Below are 21,248 nucleotides of genomic sequence, written 5' to 3' on the forward strand. Positions count from 1 at the left end.
TTTGAGCATTCTTTTCATCAGTCGTCAGTGTGTTGTCGGCACTAATGGCAGCATCCACCTTCTTGGCTTCGGCATCGACATTGGCCTTTTGGGTCGTCTTCTGATCGTCGATTGACTTGCCAGGTTGGTGATCGGCATCAATTGTGGCGATACCAGCTGAAGCAGCATCATTAATACCATCGGCATCTGAAGCATTATCAATGTTGTTATCGGCTGACTGGCGGTCGGATTCAACTGCTGCCAACTGCGCGTTCTTCTCATCAGTCGTCAGTGTGTTGTCAGCATTGATAGCAGTGGATACCTTCTTGGCCTCAGCATCGACGCTGGCCTTTTGGGTCGTCTTCTGATCGTCCGTTGACTTACCAGACTGATGGTCGGCATCAATGGCCGCAATCCCGTTATCACGGGCAGTGTTCACACCATCAGCATTCGTTGCGTTATCAATGTTTTGATCAGCCTTTTGCCGGTCTGACTCAACTGCTGCCGTTTGAGCATTCTTTTCGTCAGTCGTTAACGTGTTGTCGGCCTTGATAGCAGCTTTAACCGTTGTTGCTTCCGCATCGACTTTGCCCTTTGCATTGGTCTTTTGATCGGAAAGTGCGGTACCAGGCTGGTACATTTCCTTAATGGCGTTCTTACCATCATCACGATACTTATTAACCATATCAGCGTTGGCTGCATCCGCAATTTGTTTCTGGATGTTCACAACCGCTTGGTCAACGTTTCTGGTTTGCTGGTTCTTTTCAGCAGTTGTTAATGTATTATCAGCGGCAATTTGCTGCTTGATTTGGTCAGCATAGTCTGAGACGGACTGCTTAGCCGTCGTCTTTTGTACGTCTAAATCAGTCCCGTGAACCTGTTCGTTGGTGATTGTCGTCTCAGCAGCGTTTAACGCGTCCACAACCTGTTGTGCTTTGGTAGCGGAGGCAATCGTTGCTTCAGCTGAACTAACCGCTGATTCGATGGCAGCTTTGCGCTGTGTCTTTTCGCTGGACGTGAGTGTGACATCCCCATCAATTTCATTTTCAGCATTTGTTTTATCGGTTTCGAGCTGAGACTTTGCTGCGGCTTGACGAGCTGCCAAAGTCATCGCTGCTTGATTGGCATTTTCGATAATGCCGTTTTGCGTGCTATCATCGCGAGAACTGTTCACGTGGTCGGCATCCGTAGCATTATCGATGTTATTATCCATCGTTGTCTGCGCATCCGTTACCTTTTTGATGGCAGCGGTTTGCTCGGCATCAGTCATGTCGTTATTCGCTTTAATGGCGGTAACTTGAGCATTGGCCTTGTTATCGACGACTTTCTTAGCGGCGGTTTTTTGGTCTGCTAAGGGTGTTCCCTGAGTATGGGCCGCGTCAATCTTTGGAATATAAGACTGTTCGATGGAATCAATCGTTGCTGTGTCAACTTCGGCATCCATCTTTGCCTTTGCTTCAGTAAGCATTGGCGGAATTAAGGCCTTTTGGTTCGTTTTTTCTGTACTTGTTAAAGTCGGATCAGCATCAATGGCGTTATCAATTTTGGTCTGTTCCGCCTTCAAGAGGTCCATCATCTTGTCGGTTTCGGTCTCAGCAGCTGTCACGACAGCTTGAGCTTTTTTAATGTCATCATTCAAGCCATTTGTATCTTGAACCTGCACCTTAACCGGCAGCACAGCCTGATGATCACCACCATCACTGCCCCCAATGTTTGAGTTGGCCGTGAACTGTAACCCGAGCTGATTGTATTCACTGGTCATGGGACTAGTCGAAATATAGGTCCAAACATTCACCGCTGGATACTGCTTGTTAAAGACTTGCTTGAAGCCATCTTTCCTGATCATGTAACCATAAACAGAGTTACGGGCACCGTAGGATTGAACAGCTAATTGAGATTTACCGATGGCAATGGTGATGTAAGGATTGCCATTGCTATCAACACGTGCGTAGGCTTGGGTAATTCCAAAGTTAAAGTACTGTGGATCCCCCTTCCCGTTTTGCACAAACTTTTCGATGGGCCCAATGTTAACCCACTTACCAAGCGTTGCTTCTCGTTTATTGGCAAATGAAATGCTTGCCACGTCCGGATACGTTTGCGCACCGTTATTAAATTGTTGCGGCACTGTCCCAGTATCACTGTCATCCGCAGACGCAGCATCCCCTCCAATGGCTTCCATCACGGAATTCAACGGGAAAAGGTGACCTAGATCAGAATGCGAGGCAACAGATGCCCCAACACCGGTTAGTGAAAAAGCGGCAACCGTTGCGTAAATCCACCGTTTACCAGCCTTATACATTTTGTAATGTTCTTTTTTAATATATTCTTTATTCATAAAAAGATCCCTCCGGAAACTTCTTCATAAACGAGTTATTTCTCAAGTTCTATTATACACCTTTTTAGAGAAAACAAAAAGACGGCCACCCCGTCAAACACCTGTTATAAAGGCAAATCAACCGACTTTCTTAAGAAAAATATAAAGAAGAATTTCAGCTTATTTAGAAAAAAAGTGCAGAAGATTGTTTAAAAAATAGCGATACTTTTTAACCTTAAATAGACACATTCTAAACAACGTATTTATAAGAAAAACAAGACCCTTCAACCCTACTGCTAGAGCATTTTCTACGCTTTACTTCCAGTGAGCGGCTGGGTTTCAAAGCGTGACAATTTGTGACCGAAAATACATTTGATAGCGATACTTTTTTACTCTTTTTGTTCTTGAAGACGAAAAGATAAAAGTTAAATTTTTAATAAATTTATCGAAAGCAATAAAAAAACCGAGCTTACGCTCAGTCTTTTTCGTTCTGATGTGCAGCATCACGCTGATTAATAATCGAATTAATGGCCGCTACCTGTCGTCTTTGGTTAAATAAAATAATTAACCAGATAACGACGTAAGTGGTGACAAAGTAGACCCATACAACTGGGTTATCCACACTTAAATAAAAACAACGAACCAAATGCCCCGTTGCCCAGACAATGGCACCGCTTCCGAGAAAATGCAAAATAAAAACTGTTAAAAAATTCGGCCCCTCCCACTCAAAAATCATGCTCCAAAGGCCAATAACGGCGGACATGGCCAAAACAGCGATAATGTTTTCACGGGGCATATAGGCTTCGCTGCTTGAAGTTAAGGCTAAAATAATCACATAAGACGATGACCCAAAGGCAATCCCCTTCAAAACATGTTGGATGATATTACGCATGATTCTCTCCTATAAACCGAGTGCTTGCTTCAGCGCCTTCACATAACGTCGGCTAACCATCGTCTGCTGGTTACCAGCTAGTTTCGCCAACATGGAACCAGAAAACGAGTTTTCCAGCGCTTTTAAATGGTTAATGTTCACAGCGGAGTGCTTAGATACTTGAACAAAATCCGGATTGGCTATCTTCTTTAAAAACGTAGCCAAGGTCTGTGAAGTCATCACGGCCGTCCCCTGTTGCAAGTAGATAATCAGTTCCTTATCAAGTACATCCAGGTAAACAATGTCTGCCACTTTTACAACCACTAAGCCGTCACTGGTCTTAATCGTCAAGCGATCAGTAACTGTTTTTGGCCATGATGATAGTTGGTGCAAGAGTTGTTGCACCCGGGCACCATCTTTTTTTGAGCGAATGACGACCTCAATCTGCCCGTTATCAAGCGTTAATTTCTTTTCGAAGGATTCAACCACGTCATTTTCCTTATTGGTTTGTCACCTTAGCAGACTTCCGTGCCTGGCGGCGGACAAATAGTAAGAAGATTAGGATGAGTACCGCTACCATTTTCCAAGTATCTTCTAGGGACATTAAACTAGTTAATTTTATTCTAACACCCATTTTTTGTTCAAAGTCGAGTAATTGGCTCGTTCCTTTTCCAAAAGCATCCGCAAGGGACCCATCCATCATAACCTGTCGATAAAGTGAGGCAATGTAGGTTCCAGGAGTCAACTTCATGACTGTTTGTGCTGAATCGGGTAACGTTCCCAAAGGAATGTAAGTCCCTACCAAAAAACCAGAAGCAGTTCCGACCAGTGTAGAAATTTTAGACAATGAGTCAACGGATTTAACAAAGCGCAACAGTAACTGATTGACCGAAGTCGCTAAAATTGACGACACGGCCATCACACAAAACGTGGTGGGCAAGACTTTCCAATCCATTGATAGACCATCGGCCCATGCGAAGTAGGCGACCATTACCCAAAAAAGAACAAACTGCATGATAAAAGCCACAATCGAAGCTGACAAAACGTAGGCATAAGCCATCCCTTTTTTGTTCACATCAGTCAGGGAAAGGTCCCAATCAACGTGGCTTTCTTTGTCTTTAATCATTTGCGAGAGTGAAGTGAGACTCGTCGAAATACCGGCAATAGTTAACGTACCAGCAATCAACCATGTATCCAATAACTGGTTTGTATTTGGCACGTTCGACCAGCCCGCTTTGATATTACTTTTCAAAAAGACAATGTAGAGAACAAAGGAAATCAACGCACCCATGAGCGAAAAGAACACTCCAGATCGGTTCCGAAAATACAACGTTAGGTTTCGTTTTACAATGGCAGACATTAGCGCATCTCCTTTCCAGTTAATGCAACAAAAGCATCATCCATGGTTCCAAGTCGGTATTCAAAGTCGCGAATAATTGCCGAAACTTTCGACAACAGTTCAATGGTGGCCTGACTACCGAGTCCAAGAATTACCAGGTGTTCGTTTCCTTCTGCTTGGTAGGCATATCCAGCGGAATCAAGCGTTCCAATCAAATGTTCTCGCTTTTCAGGAGCTACGCTGATAAGCAGACGACTTTTGGCGTGTTCCTTTTTAATCTGTTCGGCAGAACCTTTGGCAATCAGTTGCCCGTGATCCACGATATAGACTTTATCTGCGTGATCAGCTTCATCAAGATAATGTGTGGTTAGCACAATGGTTAACCCCTCTTGTGCCTGCAGCTGATGCAGCAAGTGCCAGATGCCCATGCGTGTTTGAATATCTAAGGCCGTTGTTGGTTCGTCGAGGAAGAGAATGTCTGGTTGATTCAATAGGGCACGAGCAATATCAACCCGCCTCTTTTGACCTCCAGACAACGTCCCATAACGTTGGTTCGCAAAGCCACTCAAACCTAAATTAGTGATTAAAAGGGCAATTCGTGCCTTATTAACACCCTTATAGAGATTTGCTCTCGATTCAAGGTTTTCTCTTACAGTTAATTCATTGTCCAAAACACTATTCTGAAAGACAACGCCGATTTTAGTTCCCTGTTCATACTGAACGGTTCCACTCGTCGGCTTCGTTAGACCAATCAGCATCTTCATGGTGGTCGACTTTCCAGCACCATTGGGTCCTAAAAGAGCCGTTAGCGAACCCTTTTGTACTGAAAGAGAAAGCTGATTAACCGCCACCTTATCACCATATTTTTGACTAATGCCCTTTGCTTCAAGTAACATATATTTCTCCTTTACCACTTTTAAGTATACGGATAGGAGAAAGTTGCTGGCAGAAAAGTCGCTAACCGGTTCTTTTCGATAGTTAAGCGGTCAAAAAGAGAAAAGAAAAACCCCTGACCAAGTGGTCAGAGGTTTCAGGCATCCAAGAAATTAGTCAACTAACTCCAAGATAACCATTTGTGCAGCGTCTCCACGACGTTGAACAGTCTTCATGATACGCGTGTATCCACCATTGCGTTCTGCAAAGCGTGGTGCGATATCTTCAAACAACTTTTGCAAAGCAGTTTGGATGCGGATGTTGTCGCCGTCTTCCTTGACGTCAGCAACTTCGTTACGAACGTAGGCAGCTGCCTTACGACGTGCAGACAAGTCACCCTTCTTACCAAGCGTGATCATTTGATCAGCCGTCTTGCGGATTTCCTTAGCGCGGGCTTCAGTGGTCTGAATCCGGCCGTTAATCAACAAGTCAGTAGTCAAATCACGCATCATTGCCTTACGTTGTGATGAAGTACGGCCTAACTTACGGTATGACATCGGTTAATCCTCCTTTTTTCTAAACTTTTGATGAATTAATCTTCTTGACGGAAGCCCAAGCCCATCTCAGTCAACTTTTCTTGAATTTCGTCTAATGACTTACGGCCCAAGTTGCGAACCTTCATCATGTCGGCTTCGGAACGGTCAGTCAACTCTTCAATCGTGTTGATACCGGCCCTCTTCAAGCAGTTGTAAGAGCGAACTGACAAGTCCAAGTCTTCGATAGGAGCGGCATCAGCGGCTGCGTTAACAGGCGTTTCTGCTTCAACCATCACCTTGGTTTCTTGTGCGACTGGGGAAATATCCGTGAACAAGTTCAGGTGTTCTGTTAGAATCTTTGAACCAAGACTCAAAGCGTCAGATGGCTTAATCGAACCGTTCGTCCAAACTTCCATCGTCAACTTATCAAAGTCATCACGAGCACCAACACGCTTTTGTTCCACGTGGTAGTTTACTCGCTCAATTGGCGTGTAAATTGAATCAACCGTTAAAACACCGATTGGCATTTCATCACGTAATTGCTTGTTTTCTTCAGCTGAAGCATAACCACGTCCCTTAACAACCGTTACGGTCATGTGTAATGACTTTCCGGCTGCCAAAGTAGCGATATGCAAATCAGGGTTTAACACTTCGACGTCTGCTGAACCAACCAAGTCGGCAGCAGTGACATCTCTTGGTCCCGTTACATCGAGTTCCAAGCTGTGTTCTTCAGCTGAATCCGTAGCAAAAACAACTTTCTTCAAGTTCAAGATTAGCTGTGTGACGTCTTCTACAACACCGTCAACGGTGGAGAATTCGTGCACAACACCGTCAATTTGAACAGTGTTGATTGCTACGCCAGGAAGCGATGACAGCAAGACGCGACGAAGGGAGTTACCCAAAGTCGTTCCATAGCCACGCTCAAGAGGTTCTACGATAAACTTACCGTAGTTGGCATCCTCTTCGATGTTATGAATATCTGGCTTTTCAAATTCAATCATCTGTTAACTCTAACCCCCCTCTTTTCAAAGCAAAGCGCAATGAAAATCAATTAAACACGACGACGCTTTGGTGGGCGTGATCCGTTATGGGGAACTGGGGTAACATCCTTGATTGACGTTACTTCAAGACCAGCTGCGGCCAATGCACGAATGGCTGATTCACGACCGGAACCAGGGCCCTTAACCGTAACAGCAACGGTACGCATGTTAACGTCCAATGCTGACTTAGCGGCTGCTTCCGCTGCCATTTGAGCAGCGAAAGGCGTAGACTTACGGGATCCCTTGAATCCAAGGGCACCGGCTGATGACCAGGCAACAGCGTTACCTTGTGCATCGGTAATCATGACGATCGTGTTGTTGAAAGTAGCGTGGATGTGTGCCACACCAGATTCAATGTTCTTTTTGACGCGACGCTTACGCGTTGTGCGAACTGCCATAATATGCCTCCTTCTTTTTCTTATAATTTCTCGGATGAGCAATACTCATCAACATTACACAACTATGGTTGTGATAATCATTTCTCACGAAAGTGAGGCTCTTTTAAAAATTGGCTTAAGCCGCTTTTTCATTAAAGAGATGGTAAGAAAGATTACTTCTTCTTACCTGCAATTGCCGTAGCTGGGCCTTTGCGAGTACGGGCGTTGTTCTTCGTGTGTTGTCCACGAACGGGCAATCCCTTACGGTGACGAATACCACGGTACGAAGCGATTTCTTGGAGTCCCTTGATATCAAGTGATACCTTACGACGCAAATCACCTTCCAACTGCAAGTTCAATGAAGCAATTGCTTCACGGATCTTGTCTTCGTCATCAACTGACAAATCACGAACACGGATGTCTTCTGACACACCGGCCGTCTTCAAGATCTTTTGTGCAGTCTGTGCACCGATTCCGTAGATGTATGTTAAGCCGATGACAATACGCTTGTCACGTGGCAAATCAATACCTTCAATACGAGCCATAACAATTTACCTCCTTTTGTTATTTTGAAAGAACCTTAACGTTCATTTTCAAGTGTTATTAAATGGTAAGTTTTACTTACCTGCGCGTTGCTTGTGCTTGGCGTTAGCTGGGCAAATCACCATTGTCCGGCCGTTACGCTTGATTACGCGACAAGATTCACACATCTTTTTTACTGATGGACGTACCTTCATAATCTATTCCTCCTATTCGGTTAACTGATTATCGACCGTTCCTTAACGGAAACGGTAAGTAATACGACCCTTTGTCAAGTCGTAGGGTGACATCTCAACTGTGACGCGGTCACCTGGCAAGATACGGATGTAATTCTTACGAATCTTACCGGAAACATGCGCCAGGATTACCGCCCCATTTTCAAGTTCGACTTGAAACATTGCGTTTGGCATTGTCTCTTTGACTTTGCCTTCAATTTCAATGACATCGTTGGCCACGCAGATTACCTCCTATGTAACCATGCTTCAACATAATTGATAAGTGCTTAACCTATCAAATTATACCAGAATTTTCAATAGTTGACAAGAAAAGCCTTAGTTCAAGCCATTCAAGACGGTTTTAACGGCTGAATAGATTGAATCCAAATCGCCTTCACCATCAATGGTATGGAGAACATGGTGCTTTTCATAATAGTCAACCAATGGCAAATTCGCCTTCTTGTTGACTTCCAAGCGGTGTGCGATCACATCTTTCGTGTCATCGGCACGTCCACGACCCAAAAGTCGTTGAACCAAAACATCATCAGAAACCTTAAAGTATAGCGTCGCTGAAACAGCTTCCCCGTGCTCTGATAAGAATTGGTCTAGGAACTTCGCTTGGTCTTCGTTTCGTGGATAACCATCAAGCATGAAACCATTTTCAACCACATCTTTTTGTGTCAACCGATCGGCGACCATCGCATTTGTGATTTCATCAGGTACCAAGTTACCGGCGTCCATGTAGGCACGGGCTTTTTCACCCAATGCCGTCTTGTCGCGTAAGTTTGCTCGGAAAATGTCACCGGTCGAAATGTGAACCATCGGATAATCGGCAACAATCTTTTCTGCTTGTGTTCCCTTACCTGCGCCAGGCAGGCCCAAAAGAATTAAGTTTTTTGTCATAACGAGACTCCTTCATGAACTAGTGGAGAAAGCCCACGTAGTTCTTCTTTTGCAGCAAACCATCGATTTGACGAAGCAAATCAAGGGTAACCCCGATTGTGATTAGGAGGGATGTTCCACCCAATCCAATCTTTTCATTCAATCCCCAAACATCAGAAGCAATCAGTGGCACCAGGGCAACAAAGCCAAGGTAAAGCGCCCCAACAAAGGAGAGACGCAACAAAAGCTTCGTGATAAACTTCTGCGTTTCGACACCAGGTCGAACCGACACGATGTAAGCACCTTGCTTTTGCAAGTTTTCCGAAAGCTTTTCCGGATTAACTTGAACAAAGGCATAGAAGTAAGTAAAGAGGATAATCATGGCTGTATAGAAGACCGCTCCGGTAATCGTCTGCATTGAGAAGATTTCCTTCAAGACCTTAAACCATTGGTCACTCGAGTACTTACTCTGAAAGGCGAAAAGAATTGTTTGTGGTGTTGAAATCAAAGACGAAGCAAAGATAACAGGAATAACACCGGAAACGTTCAACTTCAGTGGCAAATAGGCTTCAGAACCGTAAGATGCAGCTGAACGTGTGTATTGAATCTGTAGCTTACGAGCTGCTTCGTAGAACCAAGTCGTAATGCCAATAATCAAAATAATGGCCAAAACCAATACAGCGACGAAAATCCAACCGTTAACCACTTGAGACTTTGAAGCCTGCAGGACGTTTTCAGTAAAGATTTCCTTGAACGCACTTGGGGTTTGCGAAATAATTCCAGAAAAGATGATCATGGAAACGCCGTTCCCGAGACCCTTTTCCGTAATCATCTCACCAAGCCACATGGCAAAGAAAGTACCCATTGTCATGACCGAACCAATCAACAAGAAAGAGGTCACGTTGTTGGTCTGCTTGACCAAGCCATAGGCGGCTAAGGAGTTGAAACCAGCCGTAATTCCGACTGATTGCAAAAAAGCAAAGATAATGGTCAAATAACGGGTTGCTTGATTCAGCTTCCGTCGACCAACTTCACCTTGCTTACTCCATTCGACAAAACGTGGCACGATATCTAATTGCAGCAACTGCACAACAATTTGCGCCGTCACATAGGGTGACACTCCCATCGCAAAGAGGGAGAAGTTCAGCAGTCCCCCACCCGAGAAGATATTTAAGATGTTTAGCAAACCTGAGTTCGCCACAGACTGCAAGGCAGCAGGGTTCACACCAGGAACGGTAATATGTGTTCCAATTCGATAAACGAAAATCAAAAACACAGTCCAAAGCATCTTTTTGCGAATATCTTTTTGTCGGATAGCATTAAATAACGTGCGGAACATTAAATCACCTCGGTGTTACCACCAGCTTGTTCAATTGCCTTTACGGCTGATGCAGAGAACTTGTTGGCCTTAACCGTCAACTTCTTGTCAAGTTGACCGTTACCCAAAATCTTCACACCATCTTTTTGGTTCTTAACGAGACCAGATTCAATCAACAAAGCTGGTGTCACTTCAGTACCGTTATCGAAGTTGTTCAACTTGTCCAAGTTAACAACAGCGAATTCCTTGCGTGAAATGTTTGTAAATCCACGCTTTGGGATACGACGGTACAAAGGCATCTGTCCACCTTCGAAGCCAAGACGCGTCTTACCACGAGCCTTTTGACCCTTTTGACCACGACCAGCAGTCTTACCATTTCCAGATGATGTACCACGACCAACACGGTTGCGTACAAAGCGTGAGCCTGCAGCAGGTTGTAATTCGTTCAAATCCATGGTTTGGTCCCTCCTTTTCTAGATTATTTTTACTTTACTTCTTCAACAGAGATCAAGTGTGCAATATGGAAGATTGCGCCACGAGTCGCTGCGTTATCTGGCTTCACCACTGAGCTTGACACACGGTTAAGTCCAAGTGACTTAACGATGGCACGTTGCTTAGGCAAGCGATGAGCCGCACTCTTAATCAAAGTGATCTTCAAATCAGCCATGTTATCGCTCCTTATTCAGCCAAGTGTTCCAATGAAACACCACGTAAGTTTGCAACGTCGTTTGCATCCTTCAACTTTGACAAACCATCAAAAGTTGCGCGGACAACGTTAACTGGAGTTGATGAACCAAGTGACTTTGCAGTCACATCAGCGATTCCAGCTAATTCCATAACGGAACGAGTAGAACCACCAGCGGCAACCCCGGCACCTTCTTCAGCTGGCTTGATCAAAATCTTACCACCTGCATGTTCTCCAAGAACATCGTGAGGAATAGTCGTACCAACCATTGGGACAGTGATCAAGTTGCGCTTTGCATCTTCGACGGCCTTACGGATAGCTTCAGGCACTTCTTGCGCCTTACCAGTTCCGAAACCAACGTGTCCTTGCTTGTCACCAACGACAACCAAAGCACCGAAACGCAAACGACGTCCACCCTTAACAACCTTGGTAACACGGTTAATTGCGACAACGTTTTCTTCTAATTCACCTAATTCTTTAGGGTTTACGAATTCAACCATTTGTTTATTCCTCCTTTCCTTAGAACTTCAAGCCGTTTTCACGAGCTGAATCAGCCAAAGCCTTCACACGTCCGTGATAGACATAACCACCACGATCGAAGACAACTTCTTCGATGTTAGCAGCCTTGGCGTTCTTGGCGATTAACTCACCAACCTTAACGGCTTGTTCAACCTTCGTGCCGGTAACATCGGCAGATTGTGATGAGGCACTTGCTAGCGTTACACCCGCTACGTCATCAATCAATTGAGCGTAGATGTTTACATTAGAACGGAAAACGTTCAAACGTGGGCGAGCAGCAGTACCAGAGACCTTTCCGCGGACGCGCTTGTGGCGACGTGCACGGAGCTTGTTCTTATCTGGTTTTGAAATCATAGCTGTGCTTTCCTTTTCTAGGCAATCGTAATTGCCTGTTCAAAATAATTAATTAATCCGGTGAAAACTGATCGTAAAGCGTTAAGCTTACTTACCAGTCTTACCTTCCTTGCGCTTAACAACTTCGCCTTCGTAACGAATTCCCTTACCCTTATATGGTTCTGGGGGGCGAACGGCGCGAACTTCAGCGGCAAAGTCACCAACGGCTTGCTTTGAGATTCCAGAAATCTTGATTGTCAAAGCATCAGGTACTTCAACCGTCAATCCTTCGCGATCTTCAAAGTCAACTGGGTGTGACATTCCAACTGACAGGTTCAATACTGAACCCTTCTTTGCGGCACGGTAACCAACACCAACCATCTTCAATGTCTTAGTGAAACCTTGGGTAACACCTTCGATCATGTTGATGAAGTTTGCTGTGGTCGTTCCGTGCAAGGCACGGTGCTTCTTGTCTTCGGCTGCACGAGTGAAACGAACTTCCGTTCCATCCATGTGCATCGTGATTTCAGGGTTGATTGTGTATGACAATTCACCCTTAGGTCCCTTAACCGTGACGTGTTGTCCGTCCTGCTTAACTTCAACGCCAGCAGGAATCGTAACTACTTTATTACCAATACGGCTCATGGTAAGTCTCCTTTCTTAGATATATTACCAAACGTAAGCCAGCACTTCGCCACCAACTTGGTTAGCGCGTGCGACTTTATCAGTGACAACACCCATTGATGTTGACACAATCGCGATACCAAGGCCATTCAAAACCTTTGGCATGTCTTCGGCCTTAGCGTACTTACGCAAACCAGGCTTTGACACACGCTTGATACCAGTGATAACACGCTCTTGATCTTCTCCGTACTTCAAGAATACGTTGATAACACCTTGCTTGTTGTCTTCAACGAATTCAAAGTCGCGGATGAAACCTTCTTGCTTCAAGATCTCAGCCATGCTCTTCTTCATTTTTGATGCTGGAATTGAAACGGAAGCGTGACGCGCCAAGTTGGCGTTACGAATACGAGTCAAAAAATCAGCAATTGGATCAGTCATAGACATCTATCGATATCCTCCTTTATATTTTGAACGTAACAACAATTGATACGCTCTTAAGTCAAGCAGACCAAAGTCTACCGGACTTAAGAACGTGTCACTCAAGTGAGTGACCGTCCTTAATTGTCGTCTTACTTAGCAAATGGCATGCCAAGTTGTGCCAACAATTCGTGACCTTCTTCATCGTTTTGGGCAGTCGTTACGATAACGATGTCCAAACCGCGAACCTTGTTCACCTTGTCAAAGTCGATTTCAGGGAAAATCAACTGTTCACGGATACCCAATGTGTAGTTTCCACGACCGTCAAAGGCCTTACCAGAAACACCATGGAAATCACGAACACGTGGCAAGGAGATGTTGATCAACTTGTCCAAGAATTCGTACATGCGTTCGCCACGCAAAGTAACCTTGGTCCCGATTGCCATTCCTTCACGCAAACGGAAACCGGCGATTGACTTCTTAGCACGCGTGATTACTGGTTGTTGACCAGCAATCAGCTTCAATTCTTCAACCGCTTCATCGAGGTTCTTTGAGTTTGACACGGCATCACCAACACCCATGTTCAATACGATCTTTTCGATCTTAGGTGCTTGCATGATTGACGTGAAGTTAAACTTCTTGATTAAAGCAGGTTGAACTTCATTAACATATTTTTCTTTTAATTCATTTGCCATGATAATGATTTCTACCTTTCAAATGGTTAGCTTAATTAGCCCAGCTTGTTGCCAGACTTCTTGGCAAAACGTACCTTCTTGCCGTCTTCAAACTTGAATCCAACCTTCGTTGGTTCGTTCGTTGAAGGGTCAAGTAGTTGCACGTTTGATGCATGGATAGGTGCTTCTGTATCGATAACACCACCCTGTGGATATTCGTTAGAAGGCTTTTGATGCTTCTTAACGAGGTTTACGCCTTCGACAACGACACGGTTCTTTGAAGCAACAGTCTTAGTGATTGTTCCTTCCTTACCCTTGTCCTTACCTGCAATGACGCGAACCTTATCACCTGTTTTTACAAACATGATTGGCTCCTCCTTGTCAGTATTAGAGCACTTCTGGTGCCAATGAAACGATACGCGTATAGTTGTTGTCACGCAATTCACGAGCAACAGGGCCAAAGATACGCGTTCCGACTGGTGACTTGTCATCCTTTACGATAACAGCAGCGTTTTCATCAAAGTTGATGTATGAACCGTCCGTACGACGTACGTCAGAAACAGTTCGCACGATGACAGCCTTAACGACGTCACCCTTCTTCACTGTACCACCAGGGATAGCTTGCTTAACAGTAGCAACAATCATGTCACCGATGCCAGCAACCTTACGGCCAGAACCACCGAGCACTTTAATCGTCAAGATCTCACGTGCGCCAGAGTTATCAGCCACTTTCAAACGACTCTCTTGTTGAATCATGGTTCATCCTCCTTGTTAGCAATTATTACAGACGAATGGTTAACCTAAATTAAAGGATAACGGCCTCTTCAATGACCTTAACCAAACGGAAGTGCTTCGTTGCAGACAAAGGACGAGTTTCCATGATTTGGACGATGTCGCCTTGCTTGGCAACATTCTTTTCATCATGGGCCTTGAACTTCTTCGTATAGCGAACTCGCTTACCATAAACTGGGTGGTTGACGTAAGTGTCAACGGCAACAGTAATTGTCTTTTCCATCTTGTCGGAAACGACACGGCCACGGTAGACCTTACGAGCGTTACGTTCTTCACTCATTATTCAGCTTCTTCCTTTCGTCTTATTTGTTGGCTTCTGCCAACTGTTGTGCACGAATGACAGTCTTCACACGTGCAATGTCCTTACGAACTTTTGAAATACGGGCCGTGTTTTCCAATTGACCAGTAGCCAATTGGAAACGAAGGTTGAACAATTCTTCCTTGAATTCGGCTTCGCGCTTTTGCAAATCCGCAAGTGACAAAGCTTTTAATTCATTTGCTTTCGCCATTATTCAGCCTCCCGAGCAATAATCTTCGTCTTAACAGGCAACTTGTGTGAGGCAAGACGCAATGCTTCCAAGGCAACAGGCTTAGCCACGCCACCAACTTCGAACATTACCTTACCACGCTTAACTGGGGCAACCCATCCTTCAGGTGCACCCTTACCGTTACCCATTCGAACACCAACACCCTTCGATGTATATGACTTGTGTGGGAAAATCTTAATCCAGACCTTACCACCACGCTTCATATAACGGGTCATTGCAATACGGGCAGCTTCAATTTGCCGGTTAGTAATCCAGCTTGAAGTCGTTGCTTGCAAGCCGTAGTCACCGAAGGCAACCGTCTTTCCACCCTTTGCTTCACCACGCATGTGGCCACGGTGTACACGACGGAACTTAACACGCTTTGGTACTAACATGTTTGCTTCCCTCCTTACTTGTTCTTCTTCTTTGGCAACACATCACCGCGGTAGATCCAAGTCTTGATACCCAAGTTTCCGTAAGCAGTAACTGCTTCGTCCCATGAGTAATCGATGTCGGCACGGAGTGTGTGGAGTGGAACAGTTCCTTCAGTGTACTGTTCGATACGTGACATATCTGCCCCGTTCAAACGACCTGAAACAACAATCTTGATTCCCTTAGCACCGGCACGGCGGGCACGTTGGATCGCACCACGCATTGCACGACGGAAGGCAACACGACGTTCCAAATCACCAGCAACTTGCATTCCCACCAAGTGAGCAGACAAGTCTGGCTTTTTGATTTCAACAATGTTGATGAACACGCGCTTGTGACGGCCACGTGAGTCAACATCAGTCAACTTAGCTAATTGCGTACGCAACTTTTCAACTTCGGAACCACCCTTACCAATAACCATTCCTGGCTTGGCAGTGTGCAAAGTCAAATCGATACGTGACTTCGTTGAGCGTTCGATTTCGACACGGTCAACTGACGCATCCGTTAAGTGCTCTTCGATGTACTTGCGAATACGCAAGTCTTCAAGAAGTTGGTTAGAAAAGTCTGCCTTGTTAGCAAACCACTTCGCATCCCAGTCACGGATGACACCGACACGGAAGCCAGTTGGGTTAATCTTTTGACCCATTACTTTTCCTCCTTCTCAGCAACCACAATCGTAATGTGGCTTGTGCGCTTGTTAATAGCGGAAGCTGATCCCTTCGCACGTGGACGGAAACGCTTAAGCGTTGGTCCTTCGTTTGCGAATGCTTCCTTAACGATCAAATCTTCACGGTCAAGTGAAAAGTTGTTTTCAGCGTTTGCAACTGCTGAGTTCAATACCTTGTAAATATCTTCAGTTGAAGTATTTGGCAAGAACTTTAGGATTGCAAAGGCTTCGTTGACATTCTTCCGACGAATCGTATCAAGAACTAAGCGCGCCTTACGAGGGGCAACGCGAACGATCTTGGCAGTCGCCCGAGCTGATGTTACTTGTTCAGCCATTTTGCATTTCCTCCTTACTTAGTCTTCTTATCGTCTACTTTGTGTCCGCGGAAAGTACGAGTTGGAACGAATTCACCCAACTTGTGACCAACCATGTCGTCTTGGACATAAACAGGAACGTGCTTCCGACCGTCGTAAACTGCGATCGTGAAGCCGATGAAACTTGGGAAAATCGTTGAACGACGTGACCATGTCTTGATCACTGACTTCTTTTCTTGGTCCGCTTGGGCCTCGATCTTCTTAAGCAAGTGCGGGTCCGCAAATGGTCCCTTTTTTAAACTACGAGCCATTAGTTATCTCCTTTCCCTTACTTACTCTTCTTACGACCACGAATAATGAACTTCGTTGAGTTCTTCTTCTTGTCGCGAGTCTTCTTACCAGCAGTCTTCTTACCCCATGGGGAAAGTGGACTAGGCATACCAACTGGTGCCTTACCTTCACCACCACCGTGTGGGTGATCGTTAGGGTTCATTACTGATCCACGAACGTGTGGACGAATACCACGCCAACGGTTACGACCAGCCTTACCCCAGTTGATCAATGAATGTTCGGCGTTACCAACTTCACCGATGGTTGCACGAGAAGTCTCCAAGACCAAACGTACTTCACCTGAAGTCAAACGAACAATGACATACTTACCGTCACGTCCCAAAACCTGTGCAGATGCACCGGCTGAACGAGCCAATTGGCCACCCTTACCAGGCTTCAATTCGATGTTGTGAATCAAAGTACCTTCAGGAATAGCACTCAATGGCAAGGCATTACCGATCTTAATATCGGCATCAGGACCAGATTGAACTTTATCGCCAACCTTCAATCCCTTAGGCGCCAAGATATAGCTCTTGATTCCGTCTTCATAGACGATCAAAGCAATGTTAGCCGTACGGTTTGGATCGTATTCGATAGCCTTAACAGTCGCGAACTTGCCGTCCTTGACACGCTTGAAATCGATAATACGGTAGGCTTGCTTGTGTCCACCAGCCTTGTGGCGAACAGTCATGCGACCTTGTGCGTTACGCGCACCGGTCTTTGACTTCTTTTCCAACAAACTCTTTTCGGGCGTTGACTTCGTGATTTCAGAGAAATCAGAAGAAGTCATGTTACGACGTCCGTTAGAGGTTGGCTTGTACTTCTTGATAGCCAATGTCTTATCCTCCTATTTAAAATTAACCTTCGTTAAAGATTTGAATATCTTTTGAGTCAGCCTTCAAAGTCACAGTAGCCTTCTTCATCTTACGAGTGAATCCAACATAACGACCTTGACGCTTCTTCTTACCGCTTACATTTGCGGTGTTCAAACGAGCAACTTGTACATCGAAGATTGATTCGATAGCTCGCTTGATTTCTGGCTTAGTTGCCCGTACGTCTACTTCAAAGACATAGCGCTTGTTTTCAGTTTGCGCCATTGAAGCTTCGGTAATGATTGGGCGACGGATAATATCGCGTGCATCCATTAGGCGAGACCTCCTTGGATTTCTTCGATCGCTGATTGAACAACCACCAGCTTGTCCGCGTTAACCACGTCCAAGACGTTAACGCCCGCAGCAGTCATCACTTGAACGTTTGCCAAGTTACGAGCAGCACGGATAGCGTTTTCGTTGTTTCCGTCAACGATTACCAAGGCCTTTGAATCAACAGCCAAGTTTGCAAGAACTTGCTTGAAGTCCTTTGTCTTAGCTTCTGAAAAGGCCAAAGCGTCAACTACAACCAACTTGTTGTCAGCAACCTTTTGTGACAAGGCTGACTTCAAGGCCAAGTTATAAGCCTTCTTGTTAATACGGTATGCGTATGAACGAGGAGTTGGTCCGAAGACGATTCCTCCGCCACGCCATTGTGGTGAACGGATTGAACCTTGACGTGCGCGACCAGTACCCTTTTGCTTCCAAGGCTTACGTCCACCACCAGAAACCGCAGAACGGTTCTTGACAGCGTGCGTACCTTGACGCATTGATGCGCGTTGCATCAAGACGGCTTCGGTAATCACAGCGTTGTTCGCTTCAACGGCAAATACTTCTTCGTTCAAATCCAAGTCAGAAGCCTTTGAACCGTCTTGCTTTAATACAGCAACTTTAGTCATGATTGATTGTTCTCCTTTCTATTAGTTTAGTTTTCTTCTGAATCAGCAGCAGGCTTTGAACCGGCCATCTTGATTTCAGGGTGCTTTGCGTTTGTCTTAACCGTTGACTTGATTGTCAACAATGACTTGTTGGCGCCAGGAACGTTTCCCTTCAACAACAAGAGGTTGTTTTCAACGTCAACGTGCACGATGGCAATGTTTTGCATCGTACGCTTGTTGTTACCCATGCGTCCAGGCAAAAGCTTGCCAGGGAAAACACGGTTAATGATGGCACCCATTGAACCTGGGCGACGGTGGTAACGGGAACCGTGGCTCATAGGTCCACGTGATTGTCCAAGCTTCTTGATTGCACCTTGGAAACCGTGTCCCTTAGTAACACCGGTAACATCAACATATTCACCGGCTTGGAAAGTGTCAACAGCAATTGCATCCCCAACGCTGTATTCGCCTTCCGCATCACGGACTTCACGAATGTAGCGCTTAGGGGCTGTGTTGGCTTTTGCAACGTGGCCTTGTTCAGGTTTGTTTGACAAAATCTCGCGCTTGTCTTGGTAACCCAACTGCAAAGCGTTGTAACCATCAGTTGCTTGCGTCTTTACTTGCAAGACAACGTTTGGTGTTGCTTCAACAGCAGTCACGGCGATCAATTCACCAGATTCAGTGAAAACCTGAGTCATACCGACTTTACGGCCTAAGATACCTTTAGTCATGACTAATCTCCTTCATTTCGTCGCTGAACTCATGTTCAGCGGGTGGTACTCATTAATTAGAGCTTGATTTCAATTGCAACACCTGCTGGCAATTCAAGCTTACGCAATGCGTCAACTGTCTTGTCAGTAGGGTTCACAATGTCGACCAAACGCTTGTGCGTCCGCATTTCGAATTGTTCGCGGGCGTCCTTGTACTTGTGTGGTGAGCTAAGCACCGTGTACAAAGAACGTTCAGTTGGCAACGGAATTGGGCCAGCGATTTCTGCGCCAGTCCGCTTTGCCGTTTCAACAATCTTGTCCGCTGATTGGTCCAAGATGCGGTGTTCGTATGCCTTCAAGCGGATACGGATCTTCTTTTGTGCCATTTTCTGCCTCCTCGTTGATTTTGTAAATCAGCTAACTCCGATCAAAAACCGACAACACATGTTGTGTTTGCGCGCCCATGGCAACGCGGCCGCGCGTGTCGCAACCTTAATCATCATCGCTAAACGTTGATACACCAGTCTTTTTAGCGGGTTTGCATCGGCATCCCCAAAAGGCGTACTTGAATATAATAACAGAAAAACCCTTGTCAGACAAGGGTTTTTAGCGTTTTTCTATGAAATTTTTGACAGTTTTGTTGCCCAGGTTCTTTCGCTTATTTTAACCAAAAAAGAAAATTAATGCATTAAATTTTTGACGACTGGTTAATTGAATGAACGTGGGACTTAATATTAATGATAAGCGCGATTAGCAAAAATAAGAGTACTAATAGAAAAATATGCTCCATGCAAAGGATAAATAGGCGATCTATTTCATTTTTTAAGAATCCATCCGGTAGCAAATGACTGACTAGTCGGTTCATCATGGAATTTTTTAGCTGATGATTAGCTGCTGGTATAACCCGCATTTGTACCGTTAAATTAAACACCATCCCAAAAACGCCCGTTGCAAAAGTCTGTCCAAGTGAACGCCCTAATGTAATCATGGAGGTTGCTGAGCCAAGCTCACTGCCTTTTGACACTTTCTGAGCGACCAAGATGTTCATGGTGATGACGATTCCCAAAATAGAGCCAGTGATTGCTGACACGATATAAAAGACAAAAATTGGCGTTGCGCTCCCAATGAAAACAATTGGCAGGTAACTGATGAAAAGAATAATAGTTAAAGCAACTGCAATGGACTTTGGGGCATAATGCCTGAGAAGATATCCGACTGAAAAGGAAGCCAGCAACCAAAAGATTGGACTTGGCGTCACGACTAGTCCCGCAGTTGCGGGCGATAAGCCATACACCACTTGTAGCCACATTGGGAAGTAAGTTTGAAAAGCAATTTGCACCGCACTCAACAATAGAGCGGTGATGATTTGAGTGACAAATACGCGACTTTTGAATAAATCAACTGGAATAATCGCTTCTGGATTCCTTTTTTCATTCCTGAAAAACTGCCAGAGACCAATCAGAAATCCAACAACTAAAATTAACAGCATCCTCAGGTTGACCGAATTGGTTGATATCAACTGAAGAAAAAGAAGGAGCGTAACCAAAACAGTACTCAAACTGACCAAGCCGACTACATCAACGTTCAAACTCGACTTTACCGGTCGTTCTTCCTTATAGGTAGTTAAAATAATGATGAAGACTAAAATCCCAAAGGGTAAATTAATAAAAAAGACCCAGTGCCAACTAAGATACTCCACAATATAACCACCTAACAGCGGACCGAGTAAAGCCGAGATCCCCCAGACCGTATTATTTAAAGCAAGGGCCTTTGGTCGCTCATCAAAGTCGTATAAATCGGCAATTATCGTAAACGTTAGCGGAATGATTGCCCCTGCGCCAATCCCCTGTACTGCTCTCGACCCAATCAATTCAAGCATGTTGATAGATAAGCCTGAGCCGAGTGACCCAAAACAAAAGAGCAGAATGCCACTAATGAAAATCGGTTTTCGTCCGACTTGATCGGCCAACTTTCCAAAAAGTGGCGTACTAACCGCCATCGTTAACAAATAAACGGCAAAAACCCAGCTTTGATAACGGAGTCCATTCAGCTGACTGACAATGATTGTTAAGGCCGTCGTGATAATCGTGGTTTCAATCGAAGTCATTAAAGTCGCAAACAAGATGGCTACGAGTAATAGCCGCCTCTTCAAACTGACATCCATTTTCTTGCACTCACTTTCTTTATTTCAGT

At 45.0% G+C, this 21,248-nt stretch carries 34 protein-coding genes; all 34 read right to left on the reverse strand.

Features of this window, described 5'->3' with window-relative positions; genetic code table 11:
- A partial coding sequence (locus tag IV71_RS08025; RefSeq protein WP_162258593.1) for a DUF1542 domain-containing protein occupies nt 1-2,314 on the reverse strand: 2,314 nt, incomplete at its 3' end.
- A gap of 454 nt (nt 2,315-2,768) precedes the next feature.
- Complete coding sequence (locus tag IV71_RS02170; protein WP_010691218.1) at nt 2,769-3,185, reverse strand: DUF3021 domain-containing protein; 417 nt, start codon at nt 3,183-3,185, stop codon at nt 2,769-2,771.
- Between the two features lie 9 nt (nt 3,186-3,194).
- Nucleotides 3,195-3,653, reverse strand: coding sequence for a LytTR family DNA-binding domain-containing protein (locus IV71_RS02175; RefSeq protein WP_010691217.1), 459 nt, complete (start codon nt 3,651-3,653; stop codon nt 3,195-3,197).
- A gap of 10 nt (nt 3,654-3,663) precedes the next feature.
- On the reverse strand, nt 3,664-4,524 hold the full coding sequence (locus tag IV71_RS02180) for an ABC transporter permease (RefSeq protein WP_010691216.1): 861 nt from the start codon (nt 4,522-4,524) through the stop codon (nt 3,664-3,666).
- Nucleotides 4,524-5,399 carry an ABC transporter ATP-binding protein gene (locus IV71_RS02185; RefSeq protein WP_010691215.1) on the reverse strand — a complete coding sequence of 292 codons (876 nt, stop codon included), beginning with the start codon at nt 5,397-5,399 and terminating at the stop codon, nt 4,524-4,526. Before IV71_RS02185 ends, IV71_RS02180 begins: the two co-directional genes overlap by 1 nt.
- A 150-nt stretch (nt 5,400-5,549) precedes the next feature.
- Nucleotides 5,550-5,933, reverse strand: coding sequence for a 50S ribosomal protein L17 (gene rplQ / locus IV71_RS02190; RefSeq protein WP_010691214.1), 384 nt, complete (start codon nt 5,931-5,933; stop codon nt 5,550-5,552).
- Nucleotides 5,934-5,968: 35 nt separating this feature from the next.
- Nucleotides 5,969-6,913 carry a DNA-directed RNA polymerase subunit alpha gene (locus IV71_RS02195; RefSeq protein ID WP_010691213.1) on the reverse strand — a complete coding sequence of 315 codons (945 nt, stop codon included), beginning with the start codon at nt 6,911-6,913 and terminating at the stop codon, nt 5,969-5,971.
- A 50-nt stretch (nt 6,914-6,963) separates the two neighbouring features.
- Entirely contained in the window at nt 6,964-7,350 is a 387-nt protein-coding gene (gene rpsK / locus IV71_RS02200) for a 30S ribosomal protein S11 (RefSeq protein WP_010691211.1), read from the reverse strand.
- 152 nt (nt 7,351-7,502) lie between these two features.
- Entirely contained in the window at nt 7,503-7,874 is a 372-nt protein-coding gene (rpsM, locus tag IV71_RS02205) for a 30S ribosomal protein S13 (RefSeq protein ID WP_010691210.1), read from the reverse strand.
- A 72-nt stretch (nt 7,875-7,946) separates the two neighbouring features.
- Entirely contained in the window at nt 7,947-8,066 is a 120-nt protein-coding gene (gene rpmJ, locus IV71_RS07720) for a 50S ribosomal protein L36 (RefSeq protein WP_010691209.1), read from the reverse strand.
- 42 nt (nt 8,067-8,108) lie between these two features.
- A complete protein-coding gene (infA, locus tag IV71_RS02210) occupies nt 8,109-8,324 on the reverse strand; it encodes a translation initiation factor IF-1 (protein ID WP_010691205.1) in 216 nt (71 codons plus the stop codon).
- A gap of 96 nt (nt 8,325-8,420) precedes the next feature.
- Entirely contained in the window at nt 8,421-8,987 is a 567-nt protein-coding gene (locus IV71_RS02215; protein WP_010691203.1) for an adenylate kinase, read from the reverse strand.
- Nucleotides 8,988-9,006: 19 nt separating this feature from the next.
- The gene (gene secY, locus IV71_RS02220) at nt 9,007-10,305 is read right to left on the reverse strand and encodes a preprotein translocase subunit SecY (protein WP_010691202.1); all 1,299 of its coding nucleotides are present in this window, start codon (nt 10,303-10,305) and stop codon (nt 9,007-9,009) included.
- A complete protein-coding gene (rplO, locus tag IV71_RS02225; RefSeq protein WP_010691201.1) occupies nt 10,305-10,739 on the reverse strand; it encodes a 50S ribosomal protein L15 in 435 nt (144 codons plus the stop codon). Before rplO ends, secY begins: the two co-directional genes overlap by 1 nt.
- 29 nt (nt 10,740-10,768) lie before the next feature.
- Entirely contained in the window at nt 10,769-10,951 is a 183-nt protein-coding gene (gene rpmD, locus IV71_RS02230; RefSeq protein WP_010691200.1) for a 50S ribosomal protein L30, read from the reverse strand.
- An 11-nt stretch (nt 10,952-10,962) separates the two neighbouring features.
- Nucleotides 10,963-11,469 (reverse strand): 30S ribosomal protein S5, encoded by a 507-nt coding sequence (gene rpsE / locus IV71_RS02235; RefSeq protein WP_010691199.1) that lies wholly within the window; start codon nt 11,467-11,469, stop codon nt 10,963-10,965.
- A 19-nt stretch (nt 11,470-11,488) separates the two neighbouring features.
- Nucleotides 11,489-11,842, reverse strand: coding sequence for a 50S ribosomal protein L18 (rplR, locus tag IV71_RS02240; RefSeq protein WP_010691198.1), 354 nt, complete (start codon nt 11,840-11,842; stop codon nt 11,489-11,491).
- An 87-nt stretch (nt 11,843-11,929) separates the two neighbouring features.
- Nucleotides 11,930-12,466, reverse strand: coding sequence for a 50S ribosomal protein L6 (gene rplF / locus IV71_RS02245; RefSeq protein WP_010691197.1), 537 nt, complete (start codon nt 12,464-12,466; stop codon nt 11,930-11,932).
- 24 nt (nt 12,467-12,490) lie between these two features.
- A complete protein-coding gene (gene rpsH, locus IV71_RS02250) occupies nt 12,491-12,889 on the reverse strand; it encodes a 30S ribosomal protein S8 (RefSeq protein WP_010691196.1) in 399 nt (132 codons plus the stop codon).
- Between the two features lie 125 nt (nt 12,890-13,014).
- Nucleotides 13,015-13,557, reverse strand: a complete 543-nt coding sequence (gene rplE / locus IV71_RS02255) for a 50S ribosomal protein L5 (protein WP_010691195.1) — start codon at nt 13,555-13,557, stop codon at nt 13,015-13,017.
- A gap of 35 nt (nt 13,558-13,592) precedes the next feature.
- Nucleotides 13,593-13,901: a 50S ribosomal protein L24 gene (gene rplX / locus IV71_RS02260; RefSeq protein WP_010691193.1), complete on the reverse strand. Its 309-nt coding sequence runs from the start codon at nt 13,899-13,901 to the stop codon at nt 13,593-13,595.
- Between the two features lie 22 nt (nt 13,902-13,923).
- Complete coding sequence (rplN, locus tag IV71_RS02265) at nt 13,924-14,292, reverse strand: 50S ribosomal protein L14 (RefSeq protein ID WP_010691192.1); 369 nt, start codon at nt 14,290-14,292, stop codon at nt 13,924-13,926.
- Nucleotides 14,293-14,341: 49 nt separating this feature from the next.
- Nucleotides 14,342-14,608 carry a 30S ribosomal protein S17 gene (rpsQ, locus tag IV71_RS02270; protein ID WP_010691191.1) on the reverse strand — a complete coding sequence of 89 codons (267 nt, stop codon included), beginning with the start codon at nt 14,606-14,608 and terminating at the stop codon, nt 14,342-14,344.
- 22 nt (nt 14,609-14,630) lie between these two features.
- On the reverse strand, nt 14,631-14,837 hold the full coding sequence (gene rpmC / locus IV71_RS02275; protein ID WP_010691189.1) for a 50S ribosomal protein L29: 207 nt from the start codon (nt 14,835-14,837) through the stop codon (nt 14,631-14,633).
- The gene (gene rplP, locus IV71_RS02280; RefSeq protein ID WP_010691188.1) at nt 14,837-15,250 is read right to left on the reverse strand and encodes a 50S ribosomal protein L16; all 414 of its coding nucleotides are present in this window, start codon (nt 15,248-15,250) and stop codon (nt 14,837-14,839) included. Before rplP ends, rpmC begins: the two co-directional genes overlap by 1 nt.
- A gap of 14 nt (nt 15,251-15,264) precedes the next feature.
- The gene (gene rpsC / locus IV71_RS02285) at nt 15,265-15,933 is read right to left on the reverse strand and encodes a 30S ribosomal protein S3 (RefSeq protein WP_010691187.1); all 669 of its coding nucleotides are present in this window, start codon (nt 15,931-15,933) and stop codon (nt 15,265-15,267) included.
- Complete coding sequence (rplV, locus tag IV71_RS02290) at nt 15,933-16,289, reverse strand: 50S ribosomal protein L22 (protein ID WP_010691186.1); 357 nt, start codon at nt 16,287-16,289, stop codon at nt 15,933-15,935. The genes rpsC and rplV overlap by 1 nt, the downstream gene beginning before the upstream one ends.
- A 14-nt stretch (nt 16,290-16,303) precedes the next feature.
- Nucleotides 16,304-16,579, reverse strand: a complete 276-nt coding sequence (gene rpsS / locus IV71_RS02295; protein ID WP_010691185.1) for a 30S ribosomal protein S19 — start codon at nt 16,577-16,579, stop codon at nt 16,304-16,306.
- A gap of 17 nt (nt 16,580-16,596) precedes the next feature.
- On the reverse strand, nt 16,597-17,433 hold the full coding sequence (rplB, locus tag IV71_RS02300; protein ID WP_010691184.1) for a 50S ribosomal protein L2: 837 nt from the start codon (nt 17,431-17,433) through the stop codon (nt 16,597-16,599).
- Nucleotides 17,434-17,455: 22 nt separating this feature from the next.
- Nucleotides 17,456-17,743, reverse strand: coding sequence for a 50S ribosomal protein L23 (rplW, locus tag IV71_RS02305; RefSeq protein ID WP_010691182.1), 288 nt, complete (start codon nt 17,741-17,743; stop codon nt 17,456-17,458).
- The gene (gene rplD / locus IV71_RS02310) at nt 17,743-18,366 is read right to left on the reverse strand and encodes a 50S ribosomal protein L4 (protein WP_010691180.1); all 624 of its coding nucleotides are present in this window, start codon (nt 18,364-18,366) and stop codon (nt 17,743-17,745) included. The genes rplW and rplD overlap by 1 nt, the downstream gene beginning before the upstream one ends.
- 26 nt (nt 18,367-18,392) lie before the next feature.
- On the reverse strand, nt 18,393-19,076 hold the full coding sequence (gene rplC, locus IV71_RS02315; protein ID WP_010691178.1) for a 50S ribosomal protein L3: 684 nt from the start codon (nt 19,074-19,076) through the stop codon (nt 18,393-18,395).
- A 56-nt stretch (nt 19,077-19,132) separates the two neighbouring features.
- On the reverse strand, nt 19,133-19,441 hold the full coding sequence (gene rpsJ / locus IV71_RS02320) for a 30S ribosomal protein S10 (protein WP_010691177.1): 309 nt from the start codon (nt 19,439-19,441) through the stop codon (nt 19,133-19,135).
- A 302-nt stretch (nt 19,442-19,743) separates the two neighbouring features.
- Nucleotides 19,744-21,207, reverse strand: coding sequence for an MFS transporter (locus tag IV71_RS02325; RefSeq protein WP_234781167.1), 1,464 nt, complete (start codon nt 21,205-21,207; stop codon nt 19,744-19,746).
- Nucleotides 21,208-21,248: the final 41 nt, after the last annotated feature.

This window comes from Fructobacillus fructosus KCTC 3544 (assembly GCF_001438695.1).
In the GTDB taxonomy this organism is placed as follows: domain Bacteria; phylum Bacillota; class Bacilli; order Lactobacillales; family Lactobacillaceae; genus Fructobacillus; species Fructobacillus fructosus.